The organism is Azohydromonas australica DSM 1124 (genome assembly GCF_000430725.1).
Lineage (GTDB): Bacteria > Pseudomonadota > Gammaproteobacteria > Burkholderiales > Burkholderiaceae_C > Azohydromonas > Azohydromonas australica.
In genome coordinates, this window is sequence record NZ_AUMO01000056.1 from 48,771 (window position 1) to 70,162 (window position 21,392).

Annotated in this window: 22 protein-coding genes; 10 read left to right on the top strand and 12 right to left on the bottom strand. The window is 70.5% G+C overall.

The window, feature by feature from the left end; translation table 11 throughout:
* Positions 1-37 precede the first annotated feature (37 nt).
* Positions 38-1,096 (top strand): MBL fold metallo-hydrolase, encoded by a 1,059-nt coding sequence (locus tag H537_RS0110300; RefSeq protein ID WP_028997852.1) that lies wholly within the window; start codon positions 38-40, stop codon positions 1,094-1,096.
* 246 nt (positions 1,097-1,342) lie between these two features.
* Here H537_RS0110300 and H537_RS42215 read toward each other — a convergent pair whose 3' ends face one another.
* The 7 genes from H537_RS42215 to H537_RS0110335 form a co-directional block, all read right to left on the bottom strand.
* Complete coding sequence (locus H537_RS42215) at positions 1,343-2,143, bottom strand: M48 family metallopeptidase (RefSeq protein WP_156901593.1); 801 nt, start codon at positions 2,141-2,143, stop codon at positions 1,343-1,345.
* 13 nt (positions 2,144-2,156) lie between these two features.
* Entirely contained in the window at positions 2,157-2,939 is a 783-nt protein-coding gene (locus H537_RS0110310; RefSeq protein WP_043458513.1) for a lysophospholipid acyltransferase family protein, read from the bottom strand.
* On the bottom strand, positions 2,939-3,541 hold the full coding sequence (gmhB, locus tag H537_RS0110315; RefSeq protein ID WP_028997854.1) for a D-glycero-beta-D-manno-heptose 1,7-bisphosphate 7-phosphatase: 603 nt from the start codon (positions 3,539-3,541) through the stop codon (positions 2,939-2,941). The genes H537_RS0110310 and gmhB overlap by 1 nt, the downstream gene beginning before the upstream one ends.
* Positions 3,538-5,679, bottom strand: a complete 2,142-nt coding sequence (gene glyS, locus H537_RS0110320; protein ID WP_028997855.1) for a glycine--tRNA ligase subunit beta — start codon at positions 5,677-5,679, stop codon at positions 3,538-3,540. Before glyS ends, gmhB begins: the two co-directional genes overlap by 4 nt.
* Positions 5,680-5,693: 14 nt before the next feature.
* A complete protein-coding gene (gene glyQ / locus H537_RS0110325) occupies positions 5,694-6,623 on the bottom strand; it encodes a glycine--tRNA ligase subunit alpha (RefSeq protein WP_028997856.1) in 930 nt (309 codons plus the stop codon).
* 107 nt (positions 6,624-6,730) lie between these two features.
* Positions 6,731-8,263 (bottom strand): apolipoprotein N-acyltransferase, encoded by a 1,533-nt coding sequence (gene lnt, locus H537_RS0110330; protein WP_238446648.1) that lies wholly within the window; start codon positions 8,261-8,263, stop codon positions 6,731-6,733.
* Positions 8,260-9,093 (bottom strand): CorC family transporter, encoded by an 834-nt coding sequence (locus H537_RS0110335; RefSeq protein ID WP_028997858.1) that lies wholly within the window; start codon positions 9,091-9,093, stop codon positions 8,260-8,262. The genes lnt and H537_RS0110335 overlap by 4 nt, the downstream gene beginning before the upstream one ends.
* Before the next feature lie 174 nt (positions 9,094-9,267).
* Here H537_RS0110335 and H537_RS0110340 point away from each other — a divergent pair, with 174 nt between their 5' ends.
* The 7 genes from H537_RS0110340 (at position 9,268) to H537_RS0110370 (ending at position 16,308) form a co-directional block, all read left to right on the top strand.
* A complete protein-coding gene (locus tag H537_RS0110340; protein WP_028997859.1) occupies positions 9,268-10,305 on the top strand; it encodes a CobW family GTP-binding protein in 1,038 nt (345 codons plus the stop codon).
* A gap of 84 nt (positions 10,306-10,389) precedes the next feature.
* Positions 10,390-11,031, top strand: a complete 642-nt coding sequence (gene dksA, locus H537_RS0110345; RefSeq protein WP_238446649.1) for an RNA polymerase-binding protein DksA — start codon at positions 10,390-10,392, stop codon at positions 11,029-11,031.
* A gap of 28 nt (positions 11,032-11,059) precedes the next feature.
* Positions 11,060-12,586: an STAS domain-containing protein gene (locus H537_RS0110350; RefSeq protein WP_028997861.1), complete on the top strand. Its 1,527-nt coding sequence runs from the start codon at positions 11,060-11,062 to the stop codon at positions 12,584-12,586.
* A 71-nt stretch (positions 12,587-12,657) separates the two neighbouring features.
* The gene (gene hslV, locus H537_RS0110355) at positions 12,658-13,215 is read left to right on the top strand and encodes an ATP-dependent protease subunit HslV (protein ID WP_028997862.1); all 558 of its coding nucleotides are present in this window, start codon (positions 12,658-12,660) and stop codon (positions 13,213-13,215) included.
* 52 nt (positions 13,216-13,267) lie between these two features.
* On the top strand, positions 13,268-14,605 hold the full coding sequence (hslU, locus tag H537_RS0110360; RefSeq protein WP_028997863.1) for an ATP-dependent protease ATPase subunit HslU: 1,338 nt from the start codon (positions 13,268-13,270) through the stop codon (positions 14,603-14,605).
* 106 nt (positions 14,606-14,711) lie between these two features.
* Positions 14,712-15,980, top strand: coding sequence for an ergothioneine biosynthesis protein EgtB (gene egtB, locus H537_RS0110365; protein WP_028997864.1), 1,269 nt, complete (start codon positions 14,712-14,714; stop codon positions 15,978-15,980).
* A gap of 46 nt (positions 15,981-16,026) precedes the next feature.
* Entirely contained in the window at positions 16,027-16,308 is a 282-nt protein-coding gene (locus H537_RS0110370; protein ID WP_028997865.1) for a DUF427 domain-containing protein, read from the top strand.
* Between the two features lie 34 nt (positions 16,309-16,342).
* Here the strand turns inward: H537_RS0110370 and H537_RS0110375 are convergent, their stop codons facing one another.
* The 5 genes from H537_RS0110375 to minC are packed head-to-tail and all read right to left on the bottom strand — an operon-like array spanning position 16,343 to position 19,461.
* Positions 16,343-17,110, bottom strand: coding sequence for a type III pantothenate kinase (locus tag H537_RS0110375; protein WP_028997866.1), 768 nt, complete (start codon positions 17,108-17,110; stop codon positions 16,343-16,345).
* Positions 17,111-17,156: 46 nt separating this feature from the next.
* The gene (locus H537_RS0110380) at positions 17,157-17,540 is read right to left on the bottom strand and encodes a hypothetical protein (protein ID WP_028997867.1); all 384 of its coding nucleotides are present in this window, start codon (positions 17,538-17,540) and stop codon (positions 17,157-17,159) included.
* A 37-nt stretch (positions 17,541-17,577) separates the two neighbouring features.
* Positions 17,578-17,838 (bottom strand): cell division topological specificity factor MinE, encoded by a 261-nt coding sequence (gene minE / locus H537_RS0110385; RefSeq protein WP_028997868.1) that lies wholly within the window; start codon positions 17,836-17,838, stop codon positions 17,578-17,580.
* 6 nt (positions 17,839-17,844) lie between these two features.
* The gene (minD, locus tag H537_RS0110390; RefSeq protein WP_028997869.1) at positions 17,845-18,660 is read right to left on the bottom strand and encodes a septum site-determining protein MinD; all 816 of its coding nucleotides are present in this window, start codon (positions 18,658-18,660) and stop codon (positions 17,845-17,847) included.
* A 60-nt stretch (positions 18,661-18,720) separates the two neighbouring features.
* A complete protein-coding gene (minC, locus tag H537_RS0110395; RefSeq protein ID WP_028997870.1) occupies positions 18,721-19,461 on the bottom strand; it encodes a septum site-determining protein MinC in 741 nt (246 codons plus the stop codon).
* A 117-nt stretch (positions 19,462-19,578) separates the two neighbouring features.
* Between minC and H537_RS0110400 the strand changes: the two genes are divergently transcribed.
* Together H537_RS0110400 and H537_RS52545 are read left to right on the top strand one after the other, a co-directional pair.
* Positions 19,579-21,066, top strand: a complete 1,488-nt coding sequence (locus tag H537_RS0110400) for an AMP nucleosidase (protein WP_051242334.1) — start codon at positions 19,579-19,581, stop codon at positions 21,064-21,066.
* Between the two features lie 143 nt (positions 21,067-21,209).
* The gene (locus tag H537_RS52545) at positions 21,210-21,386 is read left to right on the top strand and encodes a hypothetical protein (RefSeq protein WP_156901594.1); all 177 of its coding nucleotides are present in this window, start codon (positions 21,210-21,212) and stop codon (positions 21,384-21,386) included.
* Positions 21,387-21,392: the final 6 nt, after the last annotated feature.

Sequence of the window (21,392 nt, forward strand, 5' to 3'; positions counted from 1 at the left end):
TCCCCGGATTTTAGGGGGGCTGACTACACTGCCCCGGATGAGCACGCCGCAGGACCAAGCCCTCCACTACCCGCTGGGCGACCAGCTGCCCGCCCCCGGCCAGACGCTGGACCTGGCGCCCGGCGTGCGCTGGGTGCGCATGGGGCTGCCCTTCGCGCTGGACCACGTCAACCTCTGGCTGCTGCGCGACCGCATCGACGGCGTAGACGGCTGGACCGCGGTGGACACCGGCATCGCCAGCGACGCCACGCGCGCGGCCTGGGAGCAGATCTTCCGCGAGGGCCTGGACGGCCTGCCGCTGCTGCGCCTGGTCGTCACGCACATGCACCCTGACCACATCGGGCTGGCGCAGTGGCTCACCGCGCGCTGGAACTGCCGGCTCTGGATCAGCGCCACCGACTACCACGCGGCCTGCACCGGCAGCCGCACCACCACCGGCCATGGCGGCGCCGCGGCGGCGGCGTTCTTCGGCAGCCACGGCCTGTCCGACCCCGAGGCGCTGGACAAGGTGAGCCGGCGCGGCGGCTACTACGCCAGCATGGTGCCGGAGGTGCCCACGCAGTTCGCCCGGCTGCTAGACGGCCAGCGCCTGCGCATCGGCGAGCACGACTGGCACTGCATCGCCGGCTACGGCCACGCGCCCGAGCACATCAGCCTGCACTGCCCGTCGCTGGGCGTGCTGATCTCGGGCGACATGCTGCTGCCGCGCATCTCCACCAACGTCAGCGTGCTGGACCAGGAGCCCGAGGCCAACCCGCTGCCGCTGTACCTGGCCTCGCTGGAGCGCCTGGCGGTGCTGCCGGCCGAGACGCTGGTGCTGCCCTCGCACGGGAAACCCTTCGTCGGCATCGGGCCGCGCGTGGCGCAGCTGCGCGAGCACCATGACAAGCGGCTGCAGGAGGTGCTGCAGGCCTGCGCCGCGCAGCCGCTGCATGCCGCGGGGCTGCTGCCGGTGCTGTTCCGCCGGCCGCTGGACCTGCACCAGACCACCTTCGCCATGGGCGAGGCCAGCGCGCACCTGCACGCGCTGTGGCAGGACGGCCGGCTGCAGCGCCTGGCAGGCCCGGACGGCGTCTGGCGCTTCACCCCGGCCTGAGCACGCGCCACCCAAAAAGAAGGGCCTGCCACTTTCGTGGACAGGCCCAGTGGTGCACCGCCCTCGCCGTCGGACGCGGCCTCCTCCCGCGGTGCACGCCGTCATGGACAGCGTGGTGACAGTTTGCGACACACCCCGTATTCCGACTCCACCGAAGGCGGGGGATCGTCGTGATGAATGCACGCCAATGCGCTAGCGCTCAGTAACAGGCATAAGGCGGCTTTTTGGCGCCACCCGAGAACTTGCTCAGTCCAGCGCCGGCAGCACCGACGCGCGCAGCACGGCACGGCGGCTCGCGAAGTCCGGCAGCACGGCGCGCACATGGGCCCAGAAGGCGGCGCTGTGGTTCATCTCGCGCAGGTGCGCCAGCTCGTGCACCACCACGTAGTCGATGAGCGCGGGCGCCAGATGCACCAGGCGCCAGTTCAGGCGGATCACGCCGGCGGCGCTGGCGCTGCCCCAGCGCGTGCGGGCCGCCGACAGCGCCAGCCGCGCCGGCCGCACGCCCATCAGCGGCGCATGCAGCGCGCAGCGTTCCCTGAACACCTCCAGCGCCCGCGCCTGCAGCCAGCCGCGCAGCGCGGCCGCCCATTGCGCCGATGTCGCCGCCTCGGCCAGCGGCACGTGCAGCAGCGCGTCCGCAGCGTCAAGGCGCCAGGCGGCGGCGCCGGCCTGCAACCGCAGCGGCGCGCCCAGGAAGGGCAGCAGCGCCTGCGCGCCCCAGGCCGGCGGTTGCGCCTCGCGGCGGCGCTCCTGCTGCACCTGCTGCGCGGCGAGGTGGCGCAGGATCCACGCCGCCTTGGCCTGCAGCGCCTGCTCCACCTGCGCCAGCGTGGCTGCGCGCGGCGCGGCCACGCGCAGCCCCTGCGCATCCACCACCAGCCCGATGCTGCGCCGGCTGCTGCGGCGCAGGGCGTAGTGCGCCACCTCGCCGCCGGGCAGCCGCAGCGCGTAGCGCGCCTCGGGATGGCGCCAGGGCGAGCAAGCCGGCGCGGCGGCCCCTTCGGGCACCGCCACGTCCGGCGGGGACGACGCGCCGCGGCTCAAGATCGGGAAAAGGTCAGGAGCGGACGGCGGCAGCGGGCTGCGTGGCGTCGGGCGTGTAGGCCTCGGGGTCCAGGCGGCGCATCTCGGACTCGATCCAGCCCTCGGCCTCGCGCGTGAGCGCGTCCGGGCTGCGGCCCTGCACAGGGATGGGCGCACCGATGGAGATGTCGATCACGCCCGGGCGCAGCAGCCAGCTCTTGCGCGGCCAGCAGCGCGCGGAGGTCACGGCGATAGGCACCAGCGGCACGCCCGCGGTCAGCGCCAGCCGCGCGGCGCCGCTCTGGTAGCGCGCGTGCGAGCCGCGCGGCGTGCGCGTGCCCTCGGGGAACATGATCACCCAGGTGCCGTGCGACATGAACTTGCGGCCCTGCGTGGCGACCTTGTTCCAGGCCTCGGTGCGCTTGCTGCGGTCGATGTGGATCATGTCCAGCCGCCACATGGCCCAGCCGAAGAACGGGATGTAGAGCAGCTCGCGCTTGAACACGTAGGCCAGCGGGTGCGGCATCAGCGCCGGGAAGGCGAAGGTCTCCCAGGTGGACTGGTGCTTGGCCGCCAGCACCACCGCCTCGTTCTTGCCCTTGGGCAGGTGCTCCATGCCGTGGATGCGCCAGCGCACGCCGCAGATCCAGCGCGCGCCCAGGATGGCCGTGCGCAGCCAGCCCGCGCACACCCAGTACAGCGGGTCGCCGCGCATGAAGATGGACAGGAACACCGCCGTCAGCGCCCAGGGAATGACGGTGGCAGTGAGGAACAGCAGGTACAGCGCCGAGCGCAGCACGGACAGCAGGCGGCCCATCAGCGGCTCCCCTCGGCGTCCACGCGCACCTCGGGCTGCTCACGCTGCAGCAGGTAGTCGACGAAGGCGTTGAAGTCCTCGTGCACCTGCAGCCCCGGCACCTGCGCGGCGAGCTGCTGCAGCTGCGCCTCGTCCAGCGCCGCGCCGCGGCCGCTGCGCACCAGGTGCGGCTGGCAGCCCGCGGCGCGCGCGGCGAGCATGTCGCGCGCGGTGTCGCCCACCAGCGGCACCTGGGTCAGGTCCGCGCCGTAGCGGCGGCCGATGTCCAGCATCAGCCCCGGCAGCGGCTTGCGGCAGTCGCAGTGGTCCTCGGGCGTGTGCGGACACAGGAACACCGCGTCGATGCGCCCGCCCTGCTGCTGCAGCACTTTCATCATGTGCGCGTGCACCGCGTTGAGCGAGGCCATGTCGATCATCCCGCGCCCGATGCCGGCCTGGTTGGTGGCGATCACCACGTGCCAGCCGGCATGGTTGAGCCGCGCCACGGCCTCCAGCGCGTGGGGCACCGGCGTCCACTCCGAGGGCTCCTTGACGTGGTCCTCGCGGTACTGGTTGAGGATGCCGTCACGCCCCAGGATGACGAGCTTGGGGATGGGGTTCATTGCGCCAGTCGCGACAGGTCGGCCACGCGGTTCATCGCCGCGTGCAGCGAGGACAGCAGTGCCAGCCGGTTCGCGCGCAGCGCCGCGTCCTCGGCGTTGACCATGACGCCATCGAAGAAGGCATCCACCGGCGCCTTGAGCGCCGCCAGCGCCTGCAGCGAAGCTTGGTAGTCGCCGGCCGCGAAGGCGCTGTCGGCCTGGGGCGCCACGGCCTGCAGCGCCTCGTACAGCGCGCCTTCGGCGCTCTCGCGCAGCAGCGCGGTGTCCACCGCCGTGCCCACGCCGCCCTCGCTCTTCTTGAGGATGTTGCCCACGCGCTTGTTGGCCGCGGCCAGCGACGCGGCCTCGGCCAGCGCCGAGAACGCGCGCACGGCGGCCAGCCGCTTGGGCACCTGGCCCAGGCGCTCGGGGCGCAGCGCCAGCACCGCGTCCACTTCCTGCGCGCTGTAGCCCTGCTCACGCAGGCTCACCGCCAGGCGGTCGAACATGAAGTCCAGCAGCGCGGCGCTGGGGTCGGTGATGAGATCGCCGAAGGCCGGCACGGCCTGCGCCAGCAGCTCGGGCAGCGACAGCGGCAGGTTCTTCTCGGTCAGCAGCCGGATCACGCCCAGCGCGTGGCGGCGCAGCGCGAAGGGGTCCTTGTCGCCGGTGGGCAGCTGGCCGATGCCGAACAGGCCCACCAGCGTCTCCAGCTTGTCGGCCAGCGCCAGCACGGTGCCGGTGTGGTTGCGCGGCAGCACGTCGCCGGCGAAGCGCGGCTTGTAGTGGTCCTCGATGGCGATGGCCACGCCGTCGCGCAGGCCCTCGTGGCGCGCGTAGTAGCCGCCCATGATCCCCTGCAGCTCCGGGAACTCGCCCACCATGTCGGTCAGCAGGTCGGTCTTGGCCAGCAGCGAGGCTTCCTTGACCTTGCTGTCGAGCACCTCGAACTCGTCCTTGGCCTCGACCGTGTACGGCACGGTGGCCAGGCGCAGCTGGTTGACGATGGCGTGCGCGATGACCTGCACGCGCTCGGCGCGCTGGCCCTGCGTGCCCAGCTTGCCGTGGTAGACCACCTTGGCCAGGCCCGGCACGCGCGAGGCCAGCGTCTTCTTGCGGTCCTGGTCGAAGAAGAACTTGGCGTCGGCCAGGCGCGGGCGCACCACGCGCTCGTTGCCGCCGACCACCGCGCTGGCGTCCTCGGGGCTGATGTTGCTCACCACCAGGAAGCGGTTGGTGAGCTTGCCGGCCGCGTCCAGCAGCGGGAAGTACTTCTGGTTGGCCTTCATCGTGAGGATGAGGCACTCCTGCGGCACTTCGAGAAACTCCTTCTCGAACTGGCAGGTCAGCACGTTGGGGCGCTCCACCAGCGCCGTGACCTCGTCGAGCAGCGCGGCGTCCTCGATGGGCTGCAGGCCCTCGCGGGCGGCGGCTTCCCGGAGCTGGCGCGTGATCTCGGCGCGGCGGGCCTCGAAGCCGGCGATCACGGCGCCGTCCTGCTGCATCTGCTGCGCGTAGCTGTCGGCGTCCCGGATCACCACCGGGTCCACCGCGGCCTCGAAGCGGTGGCCGTGCGTGGCGCGCCCGGCCTGCAGGCCCAGCGTCTGCACCGGCACCACGTCGGCGCCGTGCAGCGCCACCAGCGCGTGCGCCGGGCGCACGAAGTTCACGCTGCTCCAGCCGTCGGCGAGCTGGTAGCTCATGACCTTGGGAATGGGCAGCTTGGTCAGCGTCTCTTCCAGGGCCTTCTGCAGGCCGTCGGCCAGCGCAGCGCCGCGCAGCGTGCTCTGCAGGAACAGCGCCTCGGCCTTGCCGTCGGGGCGGCGCTGCAGCTGCGGCAGCACCGAGGTGTCGGCGCCCAGCGCGGAGAGCTTCTTCAGCAGCGCTGGCGTGGGCTGGCCCTCGGCGTTCAGCGCCACGGCCACCGGCATCAGCTTCACCAGCTGCTCGCGATCGGCGGCCTGGGCCGCGACGGCCGTGATGTGCGCGGCCAGGCGGCGCGGCGAGGCGTAGGGCGTGGCCACGGCGTCGGCGCCGGCCAGGCCGGCGGCCTGCAGGCCCTTGAGCAGGCCCTGGGTGAAAGCCTCGCCCAGGCTCTTGAGCGCCTTGGGCGGCAGTTCCTCGACGAACAGTTCGACGAGCAGGTTCTTGTGGGTCATGTCGGAAGCCGCCATCACGCCGCCTTCTTCTTCAGTTCGAGTTGTGCCGTGACCTCGTCGGCCCAGGCCTTGGGCGCCATGGGGAAGCCCAGGCGCGCGCGGCTGTCCACGTAGCCCGCCGCCACCGCGCGCGCGAGGTTGCGGATGCGGCCGATGTAGGCCGCGCGCTCGGTCACGCTGATGGCGCCGCGGGCGTCCAGCAGGTTGAAGGTGTGCGCCGCCTTCAGGACTTGTTCGTACGCCGGCAGCGCCAGCTGCTGCGCGATCAGGTGCTGCGCCTGCTTCTCGTGCGCGCCGAAGGCGACGAGCAGGAACTCCACGTCGGAGTGCTCGAAGTTGTACGTGCTCTGCTCGACCTCGTTCTGGTGGTACACGTCGCCGTACTTCAGGCCGGGCGTGAACTCCAGGTCGTAGACGTTCTCCACGCCCTGCAGGTACATCGCCAGCCGCTCCAGGCCGTAGGTGATCTCGCCGGTGGCGGGCTTGCAGTCGATGCCGCCGACCTGTTGGAAGTAGGTGAACTGCGTCACCTCCATGCCGTTGAGCCACACCTCCCAGCCCAGGCCCCAGGCGCCCAGCGTGGGGTTCTCCCAGTCGTCCTCGACGAAGCGGATGTCGTTCTTCTTGAGGTCGAAGCCCAGGGCCTGCAGCGAGCCCAGGTACAGCTCCAGGATGTTGGCCGGCGCGGGCTTGAGCACGACCTGGTACTGGTAGTAGTGCTGCAGCCGGTTGGGGTTGTCGCCGTAGCGGCCGTCCTTGGGGCGGCGGCTGGGCTGCACGTAGGCCGCCTTCCAGGGCTCGGGGCCCAGCGCGCGCAGGAAGGTGGCGGTGTGGCTGGTGCCGGCGCCGACCTCCATGTCGTAGGGCTGCAGCAGTGCGCAGCCCTGCGCACCCCAGTATTCCTGCAGGCGAAGAATGATTTGCTGGAAGCTCAGCGTGGCCATGAGGTGGAAGTTCGGACGTAAACCCTTGATTCTAGGGTGGCGCCCAAGGCGGCCCCGCGCAGCCGGCAACGGGGCCCGGGCTTCGGGCCGCGGCGCCCGGGTCCGGCTCATTCGCTGCGCCGCACCCGTGCCACGACCAGCACGATGGTCAGCAGCGCCACCGCCAGCGCCGGCCACAGCCCGGCGCGCGCGGCCCACCAGGCGAAGGGCGTGACGCCCTCGCGCGCCTGCACCACGCCGTCCAGCGTGCCCTGGGTGAAAGGCGGCAGCTGCGCCGTGACGCGGCCCTGCTCGTCGATAACGCCGGTGACGCCGGTGTTGGTGGAGCGCAGCATCGGGACCTGGAACTCCAGCGCGCGCATGCGGCTGATGTTGAGGTGCTGCGGCAACGCCACCGTGGGGCCGAACCAGCCGATGTTGCTCACGTTCACGAACACCGTGGGCGCGTGCGCCGGGTGCCTGAAGCGCCGCGCCAGCTCCTCGCCGAAAAGGTCCTCGTAGCAGATGTTGGGCGCCAGGCGCTGGCCCTGCGCGACGAAGGACGGCGCGTTCAGCGGCCCGCGGGCGAAGTCGCCCAGCGGGATTTGCATCAGGTCGGTGAACCAGCGGAACAGCGGCGGGATGAACTCGCCGAAAGGCACCAGGTGCACCTTGTCGTAGCGGTAGGGCTCGCGGTCGGCGGTGTGCGAGGACAGGCCCAGCACGGAGTTGGTGTAGCCCTCCTCGAAGCTGCCCAGCGGTGCGCCGATGAGCGCGGCCTGCGGCGAGTGCTCGAAGCGGTCGCGCAGCCCGGACCAGTAGCCGGGATCCAGGTCCTGCAGTTGCGAGGGCAGCAGCGGGATGGCGGTCTCGGGCGCCACCACCAGGTCGCCGCGCGCCTGGTCCAGCGCCTGGCGCAGCCAGGCCAGCGCGCCGGGCAGGTGCTCGGCGGCAAATTTTTCATCCTGCGCCACATTGGTCTGCAACAGGCTCACGCGCAGCGTGCCGTGGCCCAGCGTGAAGGCCGCCGGCCCCAGCGCCGATGCCAGCCCCAGCACCACCGCTACCCCGGCCAGGGCCAGCGCCAGCCCGCGCGGCCCGGCGCGCGCGGCCAGCACCGGCAGCGCCGACAGCAGCGCCAGCGCCGCGCCGATGCCGTACACGCCCACCCAGGGCGCCAGCACCGCCAGCGGCGCGTCCACCTGCGCGTAGCCGCTGGCCAGCCACGGGAAGCCCGTGAACAGCGCCCCGCGCGCGAGCTCCGCCAGCAGCCACAGCGCTGCCCACAGCAGCGCATCGGGCAGCGCGCGGCCGCGCCGCAGCCGCGCGTACAGGCCCATGGCCAGTGCCAGGTAGGCACCCATGGCCAGCGCCAGCGCCGCCACCGCCGCCACGGCCAGCGGCGCGGGCAGGCCGCCGTAGCGGTGCAGGCTCACGAACAGCCACCAAGTGCCCGCGCCTACCCAGGCGCTGCCGTAGAGCCAGCCCAGCATCGCCGCGCGGCGCGGGCGCGCCGGCTGCACGCGCCAGGCCAGCAGCGCCACGCACAGCAGCTGCAGCGGCCACGCCGCGGTGTGCACGAAGACGAGCGACTGCAGCGCGCCCAGCGCTGCCACCAGCGACAGCTCCAGCCGCGCGATCCAGGGTGCTGCGGATTTCAAGATGGGGGTGCGTCGGCAGGAATGCGGGTGACCTTGAACCAGCGCACTGCGCCGCCGCGCGTGAGCATGACCGTGAAGCGCAGCGGGCCGACGTCCACCGCCTCGCCGCGGCGCGGCACGTGGCCGATCTCGTGCGCCACCAGCCCGCCGATGGTGTCGAAGTCCTCGCTGGACAGCCGGATGGCGAAGGCCTCGTTGACGTCGTCGATCTCGGCGTCGCCGGCGACGCGGTAGCTGCCGTCGGCCAGCGTGTAGACGGCGCTCTCGGCGTCCTTGTCGTCGAACTCGTCCTCGATCTCGCCGACGATCTGCTCCAGCACGTCCTCGATGGTGAGGAGCCCGGCGGTGTTGCCGAACTCGTCGATGACGATGGCCAGGTGGTTGCGGTTACTGCGGAAGTCGCGCAGCAGCTCGTTGAGCCGCTTGCTCTCGGGCACGAACACCGCCGGGCGCAGCAGCGTGCGCAGGCTCAGCTCGGGCGCGCGCTGCAGCTTGAGCAGGTCCTTGGCCATGAGGATGCCGATGATGTTGTCGCGCCGACCGTCGTAGACCGGAAAGCGCGAGTGGCCGGCGGAGATGACCTGCTCCAGCAAGGCGTCGTAGGGCGCCTCGATGTCGAGCAGGTCCATGCGCGGCGCGGCCACCATCACGTCGCCGGCGCTCATGTCGGCCATGCGCAGCACGCCTTCCAGCATCAGGCGCGACTCGGGCTCGATGAGCTCGCGCTGCTCGGCGTCGGCCAGCGTCTCCATCAGCTCGGCCTTGGAATCAGGCCCGGGCGAGATGAACTCCACCAATCGTTCGAAGAGACTGCGTTTCTCGACCGGCAGCCGCGGCGGGCGGCCGGACGGGGACTTGACTGATTGAGGCGGTTCTGACACGGCAGGTGTCGGCAGTGGGAAGGGGCAAAGAATACCCGATCGGCTTGACAGGGCACGGAGCTTGCATGACAGTCCGTCGCCCTCATCCGACCCCCCTGGCGCTCAAGGGCCAGGCAGCAGCCCATGTCCAACGGACTGATTCCCGCGACCATCCTTACCGGCTTCCTAGGCAGCGGCAAGACGACGCTGCTCAAGCGCGTCTTGAGCGAATCCCACGGCCAGAAGATCGCCGTGATCGAGAACGAGTTCGGCGAGGAGAACATCGACAACGAGATCCTGGTGGCCGACACCGAGGAACAGATCATCCAGCTCTCCAACGGCTGCGTCTGCTGCACGATCCGCGAAGACCTGCGCTCCACGCTGTCGGTGCTGGCGGCCAAGCGCCGCCGCGGCGAGCTCGATTTCGAGCGCGTGGTCATCGAGACCACCGGCCTGGCCGATCCGGGCCCCGTCGCCCAGACCTTCTTCATGGACGACGAGATCGCCGAGAGCTTCCTGCTCGACTCGATCCTGACGCTGGTGGACGCCAAGCACGCGCACCAGCAGCTCGACACCCGCCAGGAGGCGCGCCGCCAGGTAGGTTTTGCCGACCAGATCTTCATCAGTAAATCTGACCTGGTTTCTGCTCAGGAAGTGGACGATCTGTCACACCGCCTCAAGCACATGAATCCGCGCGCGCCGCAGCGCCGGGTGCATTTCGGCGAGGTGCCCATCAGCGAGGTGTTCGACCTGCGGGGCTTCAACCTCAACACCAAGCTCGAGATCGACCCCGACTTCCTCAACGAGTCGGCGAACGACCACCACCATCATCACGACCACGAGCACGGCGAGCACTGCGACCACCCGCACCACCACCATCACGACGACGACGTCAAGTCCTTCGTGTTCCGCGCCGATAAAGCTTTCAACCCGGCCAAGCTGGAGGACTTCCTCGGCGCGATCGTGCAGGTCTACGGACCCAAGATGCTGCGCTACAAGGGCGTTCTCTATATGAAGGGCAGCGACCGCAAGGTCGTGTTCCAGGGCGTGCACCAGATGATGGGCAGCGACCTGGGCCCGAAATGGACGCCGGGCGAGAAGAAGCAAAGCAAGATGGTGTTCATCGGTGTGGACCTGCCGAAGGACATCCTTCTGCAGGGTTTGGAGCAATGCCTGGCGTAAGCGGTTGCAAGCAGAGCGCTGGCTACAATGCCGCGCGCTGCGCGCACCCCCCGTGCGGCGCCCCGTCGATTCGAGGAGAGCGATGTGAGCAAGACCCCGGTCCAGAGCGCGGCAGCCGCCGGCCCCTCTTCCCCGATCGAGACCGCCGCCACTGCCGTGGCGACCCCGTCCGCCGCCGCCAGCCGCTTCGCTGAGCGCTTCGCGCCTTCTCCTCAACCCGCCGCCAGAACCTATCCCGACCCCGCCATGGAAACTCTCAAGCCCCCCGTCAAGGCGGACCCCAAGCTCGCCAACGCCTGGAAAACCAAGTCCGGCAGCGAGCTGACCGAAGAAGAACTGCTCGCCATGCCTGACAGCGAGTACATGAACGACAAGCAGCTGGACTTCTTCCGCACGCGGCTGAGCGCGCTGAAGGAGGACCTGCTGTCCAACGCCGGCGAGACCACCGAGCACCTGCGCGAGGACACCTCCATCGTTCCCGATCCGGCCGACCGCGCCACGATCGAGGAGGAGCATGCGCTGGAGCTGCGTACGCGCGACCGCGAGCGCAAGCTGCTCAAGAAGATCTCGCAATCGCTGGCGCGCATCGACGCGGGCGACTACGGCTACTGCGACGAGACCGGCGAGCCCATCGGCCTGGGCCGGCTGCTGGCGCGCCCGACGGCCACGCTGTCGCTGGAAGCGCAGCAGCGCCGCGAGCTCAAGCAGAAGATGTTCGGCGACTGACGCCACCCGCCGCCACCGCTTCGCCCCCATGGCCGAGCCGAAGGACGGCACGAGCTTCCTGCGCAAGGTGGTGCGCCTGGTGGCCGCCACCGGCGCCGAGGGCGACAGCCCCGCGGACGACAGCACCCTCATGGGCCTGGAGCGCTCCGAGCTCAAGGCCATGATCGAGCGCAAGCGCCGCAACGACTTCGTGCGCAAGCGCGAGTTCGACATGCTGCGCAAGCTGCGCCGCGAGGGCGTGACCAGCCCCGCGGCGCTGGAGGCGCTGCACCTGGACACCGAGCCGCGCCAGGACTTCCCCGGCACGCTGGCCGTGGACTGCGGCGTCAAGGCCAAGATCGACGCGATCGAGCAGCAGATGGTGGGCGACGGCCTGCCCGCCAGCCGGCTGCTGGCCGCACGCATGGCGCAGCAGCACCAGCGCCCGCCCGTGCTGCTCGAAGCCATCCAGCCCGTCACGCTGCCGGGCGCCGCCGCCTGCGAGGTGCTGCAGGACCCGCTGCTCGACGAGGCCGTGATCGCCTTCGCCAACGGCGAGTTCGTGCGCTGCGAGCAACTGCTGGCCGAGCTCACCGGCCCCGACGGCGTGCGTGCACGCCATCCCGACACCTGGCTGGTGCGGCTGGACCTCTACCGCGCCACCGGCGCGCAGGCCGCCTTCGAGCTGCTGGCTGCCGAGTTCGCGCAGCGCTTCCACCGCTCGCCGCCGCAGTGGTTCTCGCTGCCGCAGCGCCTGGCGCAACAACCCGCACCCAGCAGCGCCCCGGCGGAGCCGGGCCAGGGCTGGGCCTGCCCAGCCGTGCTCGACGCCCCCGCGGTACAGCGGCTGCGGGAGTACACGCAGCAGACGCCGCTGCCGTGGACCATGGACTGGTCGGGCCTGCAGCACGTGCATGCCGACGCGCCCGCCAGCTTGGCGCCGCTGCTGCAGCAGTGGGCCGCGCAGCCGCTGGACCTGCACTGGCTGGGCAGCGAAACCCTGCTGCAGCGCCTGCGCGAGGCCACGCCCGCGGGCTCGCGTGACGCCGACCCCGCGCTGTGGCTGCTGCGGCTACAGGCGCTGCGGCTGCTGCATCGCGCGCAGGCCTTCGACGAGGCCGCGATCGACTACTGCATCACCTACGAGATCTCGCCGCCGTCCTGGGAGCCGCCGAGCTGCCGCGTGCGCCTGAGCCGCGAGAGCTGCCCGGTCGCGCCGCCCTCCTCGCTGCCGCCGCTGACCTCGCTGCTGAGCGACGTCAGCCGCTTCGACACCTCGCTGCACGAGGCCGACGCCGTGGCCGAGCTGGAACTCGCGGGCCAGCTCGTGGGCGACATCAGCCCGCTGCTGCGGCGGCTGCAGCAGCAGCTGGGCAACGCCGCGCGCGTGGAGCTGCACTGCCCGCGGCTGGTGCGCGTGGACTTCAACGCCGCCGGCGAGCTGCTGAAGTGGGTGCAGGCCCGCCGCCAGGAACACCGCAGCCTGAGCTTTTCGGACACCCATCGCCTCGTCGCGCTGCTGCTGGGCGCGATGGGCATCAACGAGCACGCCCGCGTGCGCGTGCATCCCAACTGAACCCCACACGCCGCCCGCCGCGCGCGGACGGCTTTTCCCGCGGCCCTGGCGCCGCTCAAGACAGGCACCCCATGGAACCCTTTCACGGCACCACCATCGTCAGCGTGCGCCGCGGCCCCCTCGTCGCCCTGGGCGGCGACGGCCAGGTGACGCTGGGCCACATCGTCGTCAAGTCCAGCGCGCGCAAGGTGCGCCGCCTCTACCGCGACCAGGTCCTGGCCGGCTTCGCCGGCGCCACGGCCGACGCCTTCACGCTCTTCGAGCGCTTCGAGGGCAAGCTGGAGAAGCACCAGGGCCACCTGGTGCGCGCCGCCGTCGAGCTGACCAAGGACTGGCGCACCGACCGCGTGCTGCGCCGCCTCGAAGCCATGCTGGCCGTGGCGGACAAGGACGCCTCGCTGATCATCACCGGCAACGGCGACGTGCTGGAGCCCGAGCACGGCATCATCGCCATCGGCTCCGGCGGCGCCTATGCACAGGCGGCGGCGCGCGCGCTGATGCAGCACACCGAGATGTCGCCGGCGGAGATCGTCAAGCAGTCGCTGACCATCGCCGGCGACCTGTGCATCTACACCAACCAGAACCACACCATCGAGACCCTGGGCGCCGCGCCCGCGGCCGCCGCCTGAGGCCCGCCGCGTGCAGGCCCCTGTTCCCAATTTCCTTTTGCCAAGCCACGCCATGAGCGCCATGACCCCACAGGAAATCGTCTCCGAGCTCGACCGCCACATCGTCGGCCAGGCGCAGGCCAAGCGCATGGTGGCCATCGCGCTGCGCAACCGCTGGCGGCGCCAGCAGGTGGACGAGAAGCTGCGCACGGAGATCACGCCCAAGAACATCCTCATGATCGGCCCCACGGGCGTGGGCAAGACCGAGATCGCCCGGCGCCTGGCGCGGCTGGCGGACGCGCCCTTCATCAAGGTCGAGGCCACCAAGTTCACCGAGGTGGGCTACGTCGGCAAGGACGTGGACACCATCGTGCGCGACCTGGTGGACGTCGCCGTGAAGCAGGAGCGCGAGCGCCAGATGCGCACCAAGCGCACCCAGGCCGAGGACGCCGCCGAGGAGCGCGTGCTCGACATCCTGGTGCCGCTGCCGCGCAACACCGGCTTCGGCATCACGCCCAGCGAGTCGCCGGCTGACAACGCCGCGCGCCAGGGCATGCGCAAGCGCCTGCGCGAGGGCCTGCTCGACGACAAGGAGATCGAGATCGAGGTGGCGGACCACCGCCCCTCGCTGGAGATCCTGGGCCCGCAGGGCATGGAGGAGATGGCCGAGCAGCTCAAGGGCCTGTTCTCGCAGTTCGGCCAGGCCAAGCGCCACACCCGCAAGCTCAAGATCGCCGAGGCGCTGAAGCTGCTGGTGGAGGAGGAAGCGGCCAAGCTGGTCAACGAGGACGAGATCAAGACCGCGGCGGTCGCCAATGCCGAGGGCAACGGCATCGTCTTCATCGACGAGATCGACAAGGTCGCCGGCAGCGGCGAGTCACGCGGCGCCGACGTCTCGCGCCAGGGCGTGCAGCGCGACCTGCTGCCGCTGGTCGAAGGCACCACCGTCAACACCAAGTACGGCATGGTGCGCACCGACCACATCCTCTTCATCGCCTCGGGCGCCTTCCACCTGGCCAAGCCCAGTGACCTGATTCCGGAGCTGCAGGGGCGCTTCCCGATCCGCGTCGAGCTGGGCTCGCTGTCGGTGGATGACTTCGAGGCGATCCTGAAGTCCACCCACGCCAGCCTGGTGAAGCAGTACCAGGCACTGCTGGCCACCGAGGGCGTGACGCTGGAGATCACGGACGACGGCATCCGGCGCCTGGCGCAGATCGCCTTCGACGTGAACGAGCGGACCGAGAACATCGGCGCGCGGCGCCTGGCCACGGTGATGGAGCGGCTGCTGGACGAGGTCAGCTTCGACGCGCCCAAGCTCTCCGGCCAGACCGTGGCGCTCGACGCCGCGGCGGTGGACGCCAAGCTGGGCGAGCTCTCGCGCAACGAAGACCTCTCGCGCTTCATCCTCTGACGGCCCCCCGGGGCGGGGCGGTGGCCGGGCCAGCCGCTTGCCCCGGTGGCAGCCGGCCCGCGGCGCACGCCGCAGTTTCTGGTGGCCGCGAAAGGAGCCCGCCCCGATGGACCGCCCTCGCCTGCTGCGCCGGCTCCAGGCCGTGCGCGCGCACAGCCTGGCGCTGGCGCAACCGCTCTCGGCCGAAGACTGCGCCCTGCAGTCCATGCCTGACGCCAGCCCCGTCAAGTGGCACCTGGCACACACGAGCTGGTTCTTCGAAACCCTGGTGCTGGGGCCGCACAGCCCGGGCTACCGGGTGTTCGATGCGCACTTCGCCTACCTCTTCAACTCCTACTACGAGGCGCTGGGGCCACGCCATCCGCGCCCGCAGCGCGGGATGCTGTCGCGCCCGGCGCTGGCCGAGGTGCTGGCCTACAGGCGCCACGTGGACGCGGCGCTGCACGAGCTCATCGAGGCCGGCGACGAGGGTGCGCTGGCGGGCGCGGCGGCGCTGATCGAGCTGGGTCTGCAGCACGAGCAGCAGCACCAGGAGCTGATCCTCACCGACCTGAAGCACCTGCTCTCGCTCAACCCGCTGCAGCCGGCCTATCTGGCGCCGGATCCGGCCACGCCGGCGGCAGTCGGCACGGCACCGCCGCTGCGCTGGCTGGATTTCGAAGGCGGGCTGACCGAGATCGGCCACGGCGGCGAGGGTTTCGCCTTCGACAACGAGACGCCGCGCCACCGCGTCTGGCTGCAGCCCTGGCGGCTGGCGAACCGGCCGGTGAGCTGCGGCGAGTACTGGGCCTTCATGGACGACGGCGGCTACCGCCGCCCCGAGCTCTGGCTCAGCGACGGCTGGGCCTGGGTGCAGTCCCAGGGCGCCACGGCGCCGCTGTACTGGCAGCCGGAAAGCGGCACGCAGTTCACGCTGTTCGGCCCGCGCCCCATCGATCCGGCCGAGCCGGTGTGCCACCTCAGCCTCTACGAGGCCGCCGCCTACGCGCAGTGGGCCGGCGCCCGGCTGCCGACCGAGGCGGAGTGGGAAGCAGCGCTACAGGCACTGCAGGCGCAGCCGACCGCTGCAGCGCCGGCGAAAAGCCTGCGCGAACACGTGCACCCGGCGCCCATCGTGGACGGCCCCGGGCTGCTCCAGGCCGATGCAGCCGTCTGGCAGTGGACGCGCTCGGCCTACGAGCCCTATCCGGGCTTCAAGCCGCTGGCGGGCGCGGTGGGCGAGTACAACGGCAAGTTCATGGTCAACCAGAGCGTGCTGCGCGGCGGCAGCTGCGCCAGCCCGGCTGGCCATGTGCGGCCAAGCTACCGCAATTTCTTCCCTGCGCCGGCACGCTGGCAGTTCACCGGGCTGCGGCTGGCGCGCGATGCCGGCTGAGCCGACCGCGCCGCGTACCCTCACCTGATTTCTTGCGGAGATATTGATGAAAGCGATTTGGAACGGGCAGGTGATCGCCGAGAGTGACGACACCGTGCTGGTCGAAGGCAACCACTACTTCCCCGAAAGCGCCGTGAAGAAGGAGTTCCTGGTGTCCAGCAACCACCGCACGAGCTGCCCTTGGAAGGGGCAGGCGCGCTACTGGTCGCTGCTGGTCAACGGCGAGCTCAATCCCGAGGCCGCCTGGTACTACACGGAGCCCAGCGAGGCTGCGGCGCAGATCAAGGACCGCATCGCGTTCTGGAAGGGCGTGAAGGTTACCGAGTAGCTGGCCGCGATCGGCCGGCCAGGCGCGGCGCCGACTACAGCGCCAGCCGGTGCGCCTGCAGCGCCAGCAGGCCGTCGAAGATCAGCGACTCGACCAGCTCGTGCGCGATCTCCAGGTACGGCGCTACCTTCCAGCCCGCGCCGCCGGTCATGAGCGTGATGGGCGCGCGGCCGCAGTGCCGCTGCAGCCGCCGGTGCATGTGCTCGATGGCGCCGGTGATGGCGAAGGTGCCGCCGCTGGTGAGCGCGTCGGAGGTGTTGGTGGGGAAGTCACGCACCTCGCCGGTGGGCACGTGCAGGCCTGCAGTGCCGCTTTCCAGCGCGCGCAGCATGATCCCGTGCCCCGGCAGGATGAGCCCGCCGAGGAAGCGGCCCTCGCCGTCGAGCGCGTCCACAGTCACGGCGGTACCGATCATGACCACCAGCACCGGGCCGTCCACGCCGCGCGCGGCGGCGTGGGCGTGCGCGCCGATGAGCGCCACCCAGCGGTCGGCGCCCAGGCGGCCGGGATGGTCGTAGCCGTTGCGCACGCCGCCGTCACGGGCATTGGAGACGGCCCAGCGCGGCGTGAGGTCCCACAGCTCCAGCTGCTCCTCGGCGCGGCGGCGCACGGCGTCGCCCGCGACGTTGCAGCCCAGCATGCTGGTCGGCGGCTTCAGCCCCTTCCATTGCGTCTCGGCCAGCTCGTCGATGGTTTCTAGGAAGGCCGCACCCTGCGCCAGCACGGCGGCTCCAGGTTGCGGTGCTGCATACAGCGCCCATTTCAGCCGCGTATTGCCGATGTCGATGGCCAGAAAGCTCATGGCGGCGAAGCGTAGCAGGGGGAAACGGCGGGCCCGGCGGAGTGGATCAAGTGCGCAACGCCAGCGCCGCGACCAGCACGAGGGCCAGGGCCAGCGCCGCCACGGCACCGCCCAGCCAGCGCTGGCGCAGACGCAGCATCTGCACGGCTTCCACCAGCCGCGCGTTGTGCTCGGTGAGCGACTCCAGCAACCCGGCGGCGGCCTGCTGCTGGGTGCTCAGCGCCTGCACCTGGGCTTCGAGCTGCTGCAACTGGGCGCGCAGGGCCTCGGTGGGGTCCACGGCAGCGGCGGCGGGAGGCGGCTCGGCCGTGGTGGCGGCGGGCTCGTCCTGGGTCTGGGCAAAGATGCGGCGCGCCCCGCGTACGAGCCCGGGTGCGGCCTCGATGACCTCGGACCAGGGCACCAGCTTGAGCGCGCCGAACCAACCCATGGCCGTTCTCCAGGTCGAGTGCCGCTTCAGCGGGCCCTCAGCGGGCCGCTTCGGGAAGCTCGATCTTGACTTCCAGCACTTCCAGGTTGTCCTGGCGTTCCAGGTGCACCTTGATGTCCTCGGAGCTGATGGAGACGTACTTGGTGATCACGGCCAGCAGCTCGCGCTGCAGGGCCGGCAAGTAGTCAGGGCTGCGGCTGCGACCGTTGCGCTCGTGCGCCAGGATGATCTGCAGTCGTTCCTTGGCGACATTCGCCGAGCGTTTCTTTTCGCCCATCAGGAAGGACAGAAAGCTCATGACGCGTTACCTCCCGCCAAAGAGTCGCTTGAAAAAGCCGGGCTTGACCGCGTCGGTGAAGCGCATGGGCTTGTCCTCACCCAGGAAGCGGTCCACCACGTCCTTGTAGGCCTCGGCAACGTCCGTGCCGCTCATGTGAACCACCGGCACGCCCTGGTTGGAAGCTTGCAGCACTACTTCCGATTCGGGAATCACGCCGATGAGTTCAATGCGCAGGATGTCCTGGATGTCCTGCAGCGAGAGCATTTGGCCGTCCTCCACGCGCAACGGGTTGTAGCGCGTGATCAGCAGGTGCTCCTTGATCGGCGTGTCGCCCTGGATGGCACGGCGCGTCTTGGAGCCCAGCATGCCCAGGATGCGGTCCGAGTCGCGTACCGAGGAGACCTCGGGGTTGGTCACCACCAGCGCCTCGTCGGCGAAGTGCATGGCCAGCATCGCGCCGCTCTCGATGCCCGCGGGCGAGTCACAGACGATGTACTCGAAGCCCTGCTCGGCCAGGTCGGCCAGCACGCGCTCCACGCCTTCCTTGGTCAGCGCGTCCTTGTCGCGCGTCTGCGAGGCCGGCAGCACGTAGAGGTTCTCGCAGTGCTTGTCCTTGATGAGCGCCTGGTTGAGGTTGGCTTCCCCGTTGATGACGTTGATGAGGTCGTACACCACGCGACGCTCGCAACCCATGATCAGGTCCAGGTTGCGCAGCCCGACGTCGAAATCGAGCACCGCCGTCTTGTGGCCTCGCAATGCGAGGCCGGAGGAGAAGCTTGCGCTGGTCGTGGTCTTGCCGACCCCGCCCTTGCCGGAAGTCACGACGACGATTCTGGCCATCTCAGTTACATCCTTTCAGCTTGTCGGCTCGGAGTCCGCATAAAGAGCACGCAGTGCGCACTAGATCTTGATCGGCTCGATCACCAGTTTTTCGCCGTCCAGCCGCACCATGGCCGGCTTGCCCAGCACGTCGGCGGGCAGCTGGTTCTCGGCGGTGCGGTAGGTACCGGCGATGGAGATCAACTCCGGTTCCAGGCAGGTGGTGTAGATGCGCGCGGCCGTATTGCCACGCGCCCCCGCCACCACCTTGCCGCGCAGCGGCGCGTACACGTGCACGCTGCCATCGGCAATCACTTCGGCGCCGCAGTTCACCTGCGCCAGCACGACCAGGTCCCCGCCCCGGGAGTAGACCTGCTGGCCCGAACGCAGCGGCTTGTCCACCAGCAGCGCCGTGCTGCTCATCGGCACCTGGACTTCGCGCACCACCTCGCGCACGACTTCGCGCACGGTCTCGGTTCGCGGGTTCTGCGGCACGGCATCGGGCGAATCGGCCAGGCCCGCGGCGATGGCGGCTTCCATCTGCGCCGGACTGCCACCGCGGGCGGCCACGGGCAGCAGGCGGTGGCGGCGCAGCAGCGCCACCAGCGCGGCCATGTCCAGCGGCGAGCCCTGCTCGCGCACCGCTGCCAGGTCCACCAGCAACGGCTCCTGGTTGAAAAGCTCGGGCGTCTCGGCCTCGCGCTGCGCCAGCTCCGTCGCCAGCAGCTCCAGGTCGGTGGTCTTGAGCAGCAACGCCAGCAGCGTCAGCGAGGCGCTCCTGAGGTCGAAGGGGGACGTCACTCCGGCGGAAACAGCGGCCATGGGGCGGAACGAGCCTAAAAGCTGGGCAGTTTACCGGCCCGCCGCGCGGCCCACGGCTCGGGAGAAGGAAAGTGTTTGCTGCAACGCAGCACCCGTGGCCGCAGTCCACAATGAGCCATGCCCACGCTCATCGCGACCCAATCCTTCACCAGCGCGGCGGACGCGCTGGCGCATGCCCGCCACATCTACGACATCGGCATCACGCACCTGCGCCAATCGCTGCAGGAATTCGTGGCCGGCACCGACCCGGCGCGCCGGGTGCGCGCCTGCTACCCGTTCGTGCGCGTGCACATCGATACCGTGGTGCGCGCCGATTCGCGCCTGGCCTACGGCTTCGTGGCCGGCCCCGGCGCCTACGAGACCACGCTCACGCGCCCGGACCTGTTCGAGGAGTACTACCTGGAGCAGTTCGAGCTGCTGCTGAAGAACCACGGCGTGACGCTGGAAGTGGGCATGAGCACGCAGCCCATCCCGATCCACTTCTCCTTCGCCGAGCACGACCACATCGAGGGCACGATGAGCGTGGAGCGCCGCCAGCGCATGCGCGACCTGTTCGACCTGCCCGACCTGGCGGCCATGGACGACGGCATCGCCAACGGTACCCACAGCGTGCCGCCCGGGCAGCCCATGCCGCTGGCGCTCTTCACCGGGCCGCGGGTGGACTACTCGCTGCACCGGCTGCGCCACTACACGGGCACCGCGCCGGAACACTTCCAGAACTTCCTGCTGTTCACGAACTACCAGTTCTACATCGACGAGTTCGTGCGCCTGGGCCGCAGCCTGATGGCCGCGCCCGAAGGCGACGAGGCGGCCGACGGCTACTGCGCCTTCATCGAGCCGGGCAACGTGGTCACGCGCCGCGCGGGCCACCCGGCGCTGCCCGCCGACGCGCTGGGCGCGCCGCCGCCGCGGCTGCCGCAGATGCCGGCCTACCACCTGGTGCGGCCGGACCGCAGCGGCATCACGATGGTCAACATCGGCGTCGGGCCGGCCAACGCCAAGACCATTACCGACCACATCGCCGTGCTGCGCCCGCACGCCTGGATCATGCTCGGCCACTGCGCGGGGCTGCGCAACACGCAGCAGCTCGGCGACTACGTGCTGGCGCACGGCTACGTGCGCGAGGACCACGTGCTCGATGAGGAGCTGCCGCTGTGGGTGCCGATCCCCGCGCTGGCGGAGATCCAGGTGGCGCTGGAGCAGGCCGTGGAGGACGTGACGCAGCTGCGCGGCTTCGAGCTCAAGCGCATCCTGCGCACCGGCACCGTGGCCTCCACCGACAACCGCAACTGGGAGCTGCTGCCGCATCCGGGTCCGGAGCAGCGCTTCAGCCAGAGCCGCGCCGTGGCGCTGGACATGGAGTCCGCCACCATCGCCGCCAACGGCTTCCGCTTCCGCGTGCCCTACGGCACCTTGCTGTGCGTGAGCGACAAGCCGCTGCACGGCGAGCTCAAGCTCCCGGGCATGGCCAACCAGTTCTACCGCGAGCGCGTGGACCAGCACCTGCGCATCGGCATGCGCGCCATCGACATCCTGCGCCGCCAGCGCCTGGACCAGCTCCACAGCCGCAAGCTGCGCAGCTTCAACGAGGTGGCGTTCCAGTAACCCGTCACCGACCGCGCACGGCTTCGGTCGGCCGTGCGCGGGTAGGCCGCTTCCTACGTGCGGATGCGGCTGCCGCCGCCTGACGGATGCGCCCTTGGGCGCAAGCATTGCTCCCAGTGCTTTCAATCACTGAGGAGCCCGAGATGAACGAGGTGCTAGACCGGCTGGACGGCATCCAGCGCTGGTTCTACGGCGGCGAGCCGGGCATGGACGACCTGCCCCTGGAGGACGAGCTGGCCGCGGCGGTGCCGTCGGCCGAAGAGCTGCCCGGCCATGGCCACCCGTGCAGCGCCGGCACGCAGGTGCTGCCGCAGCGCTGAATGCCC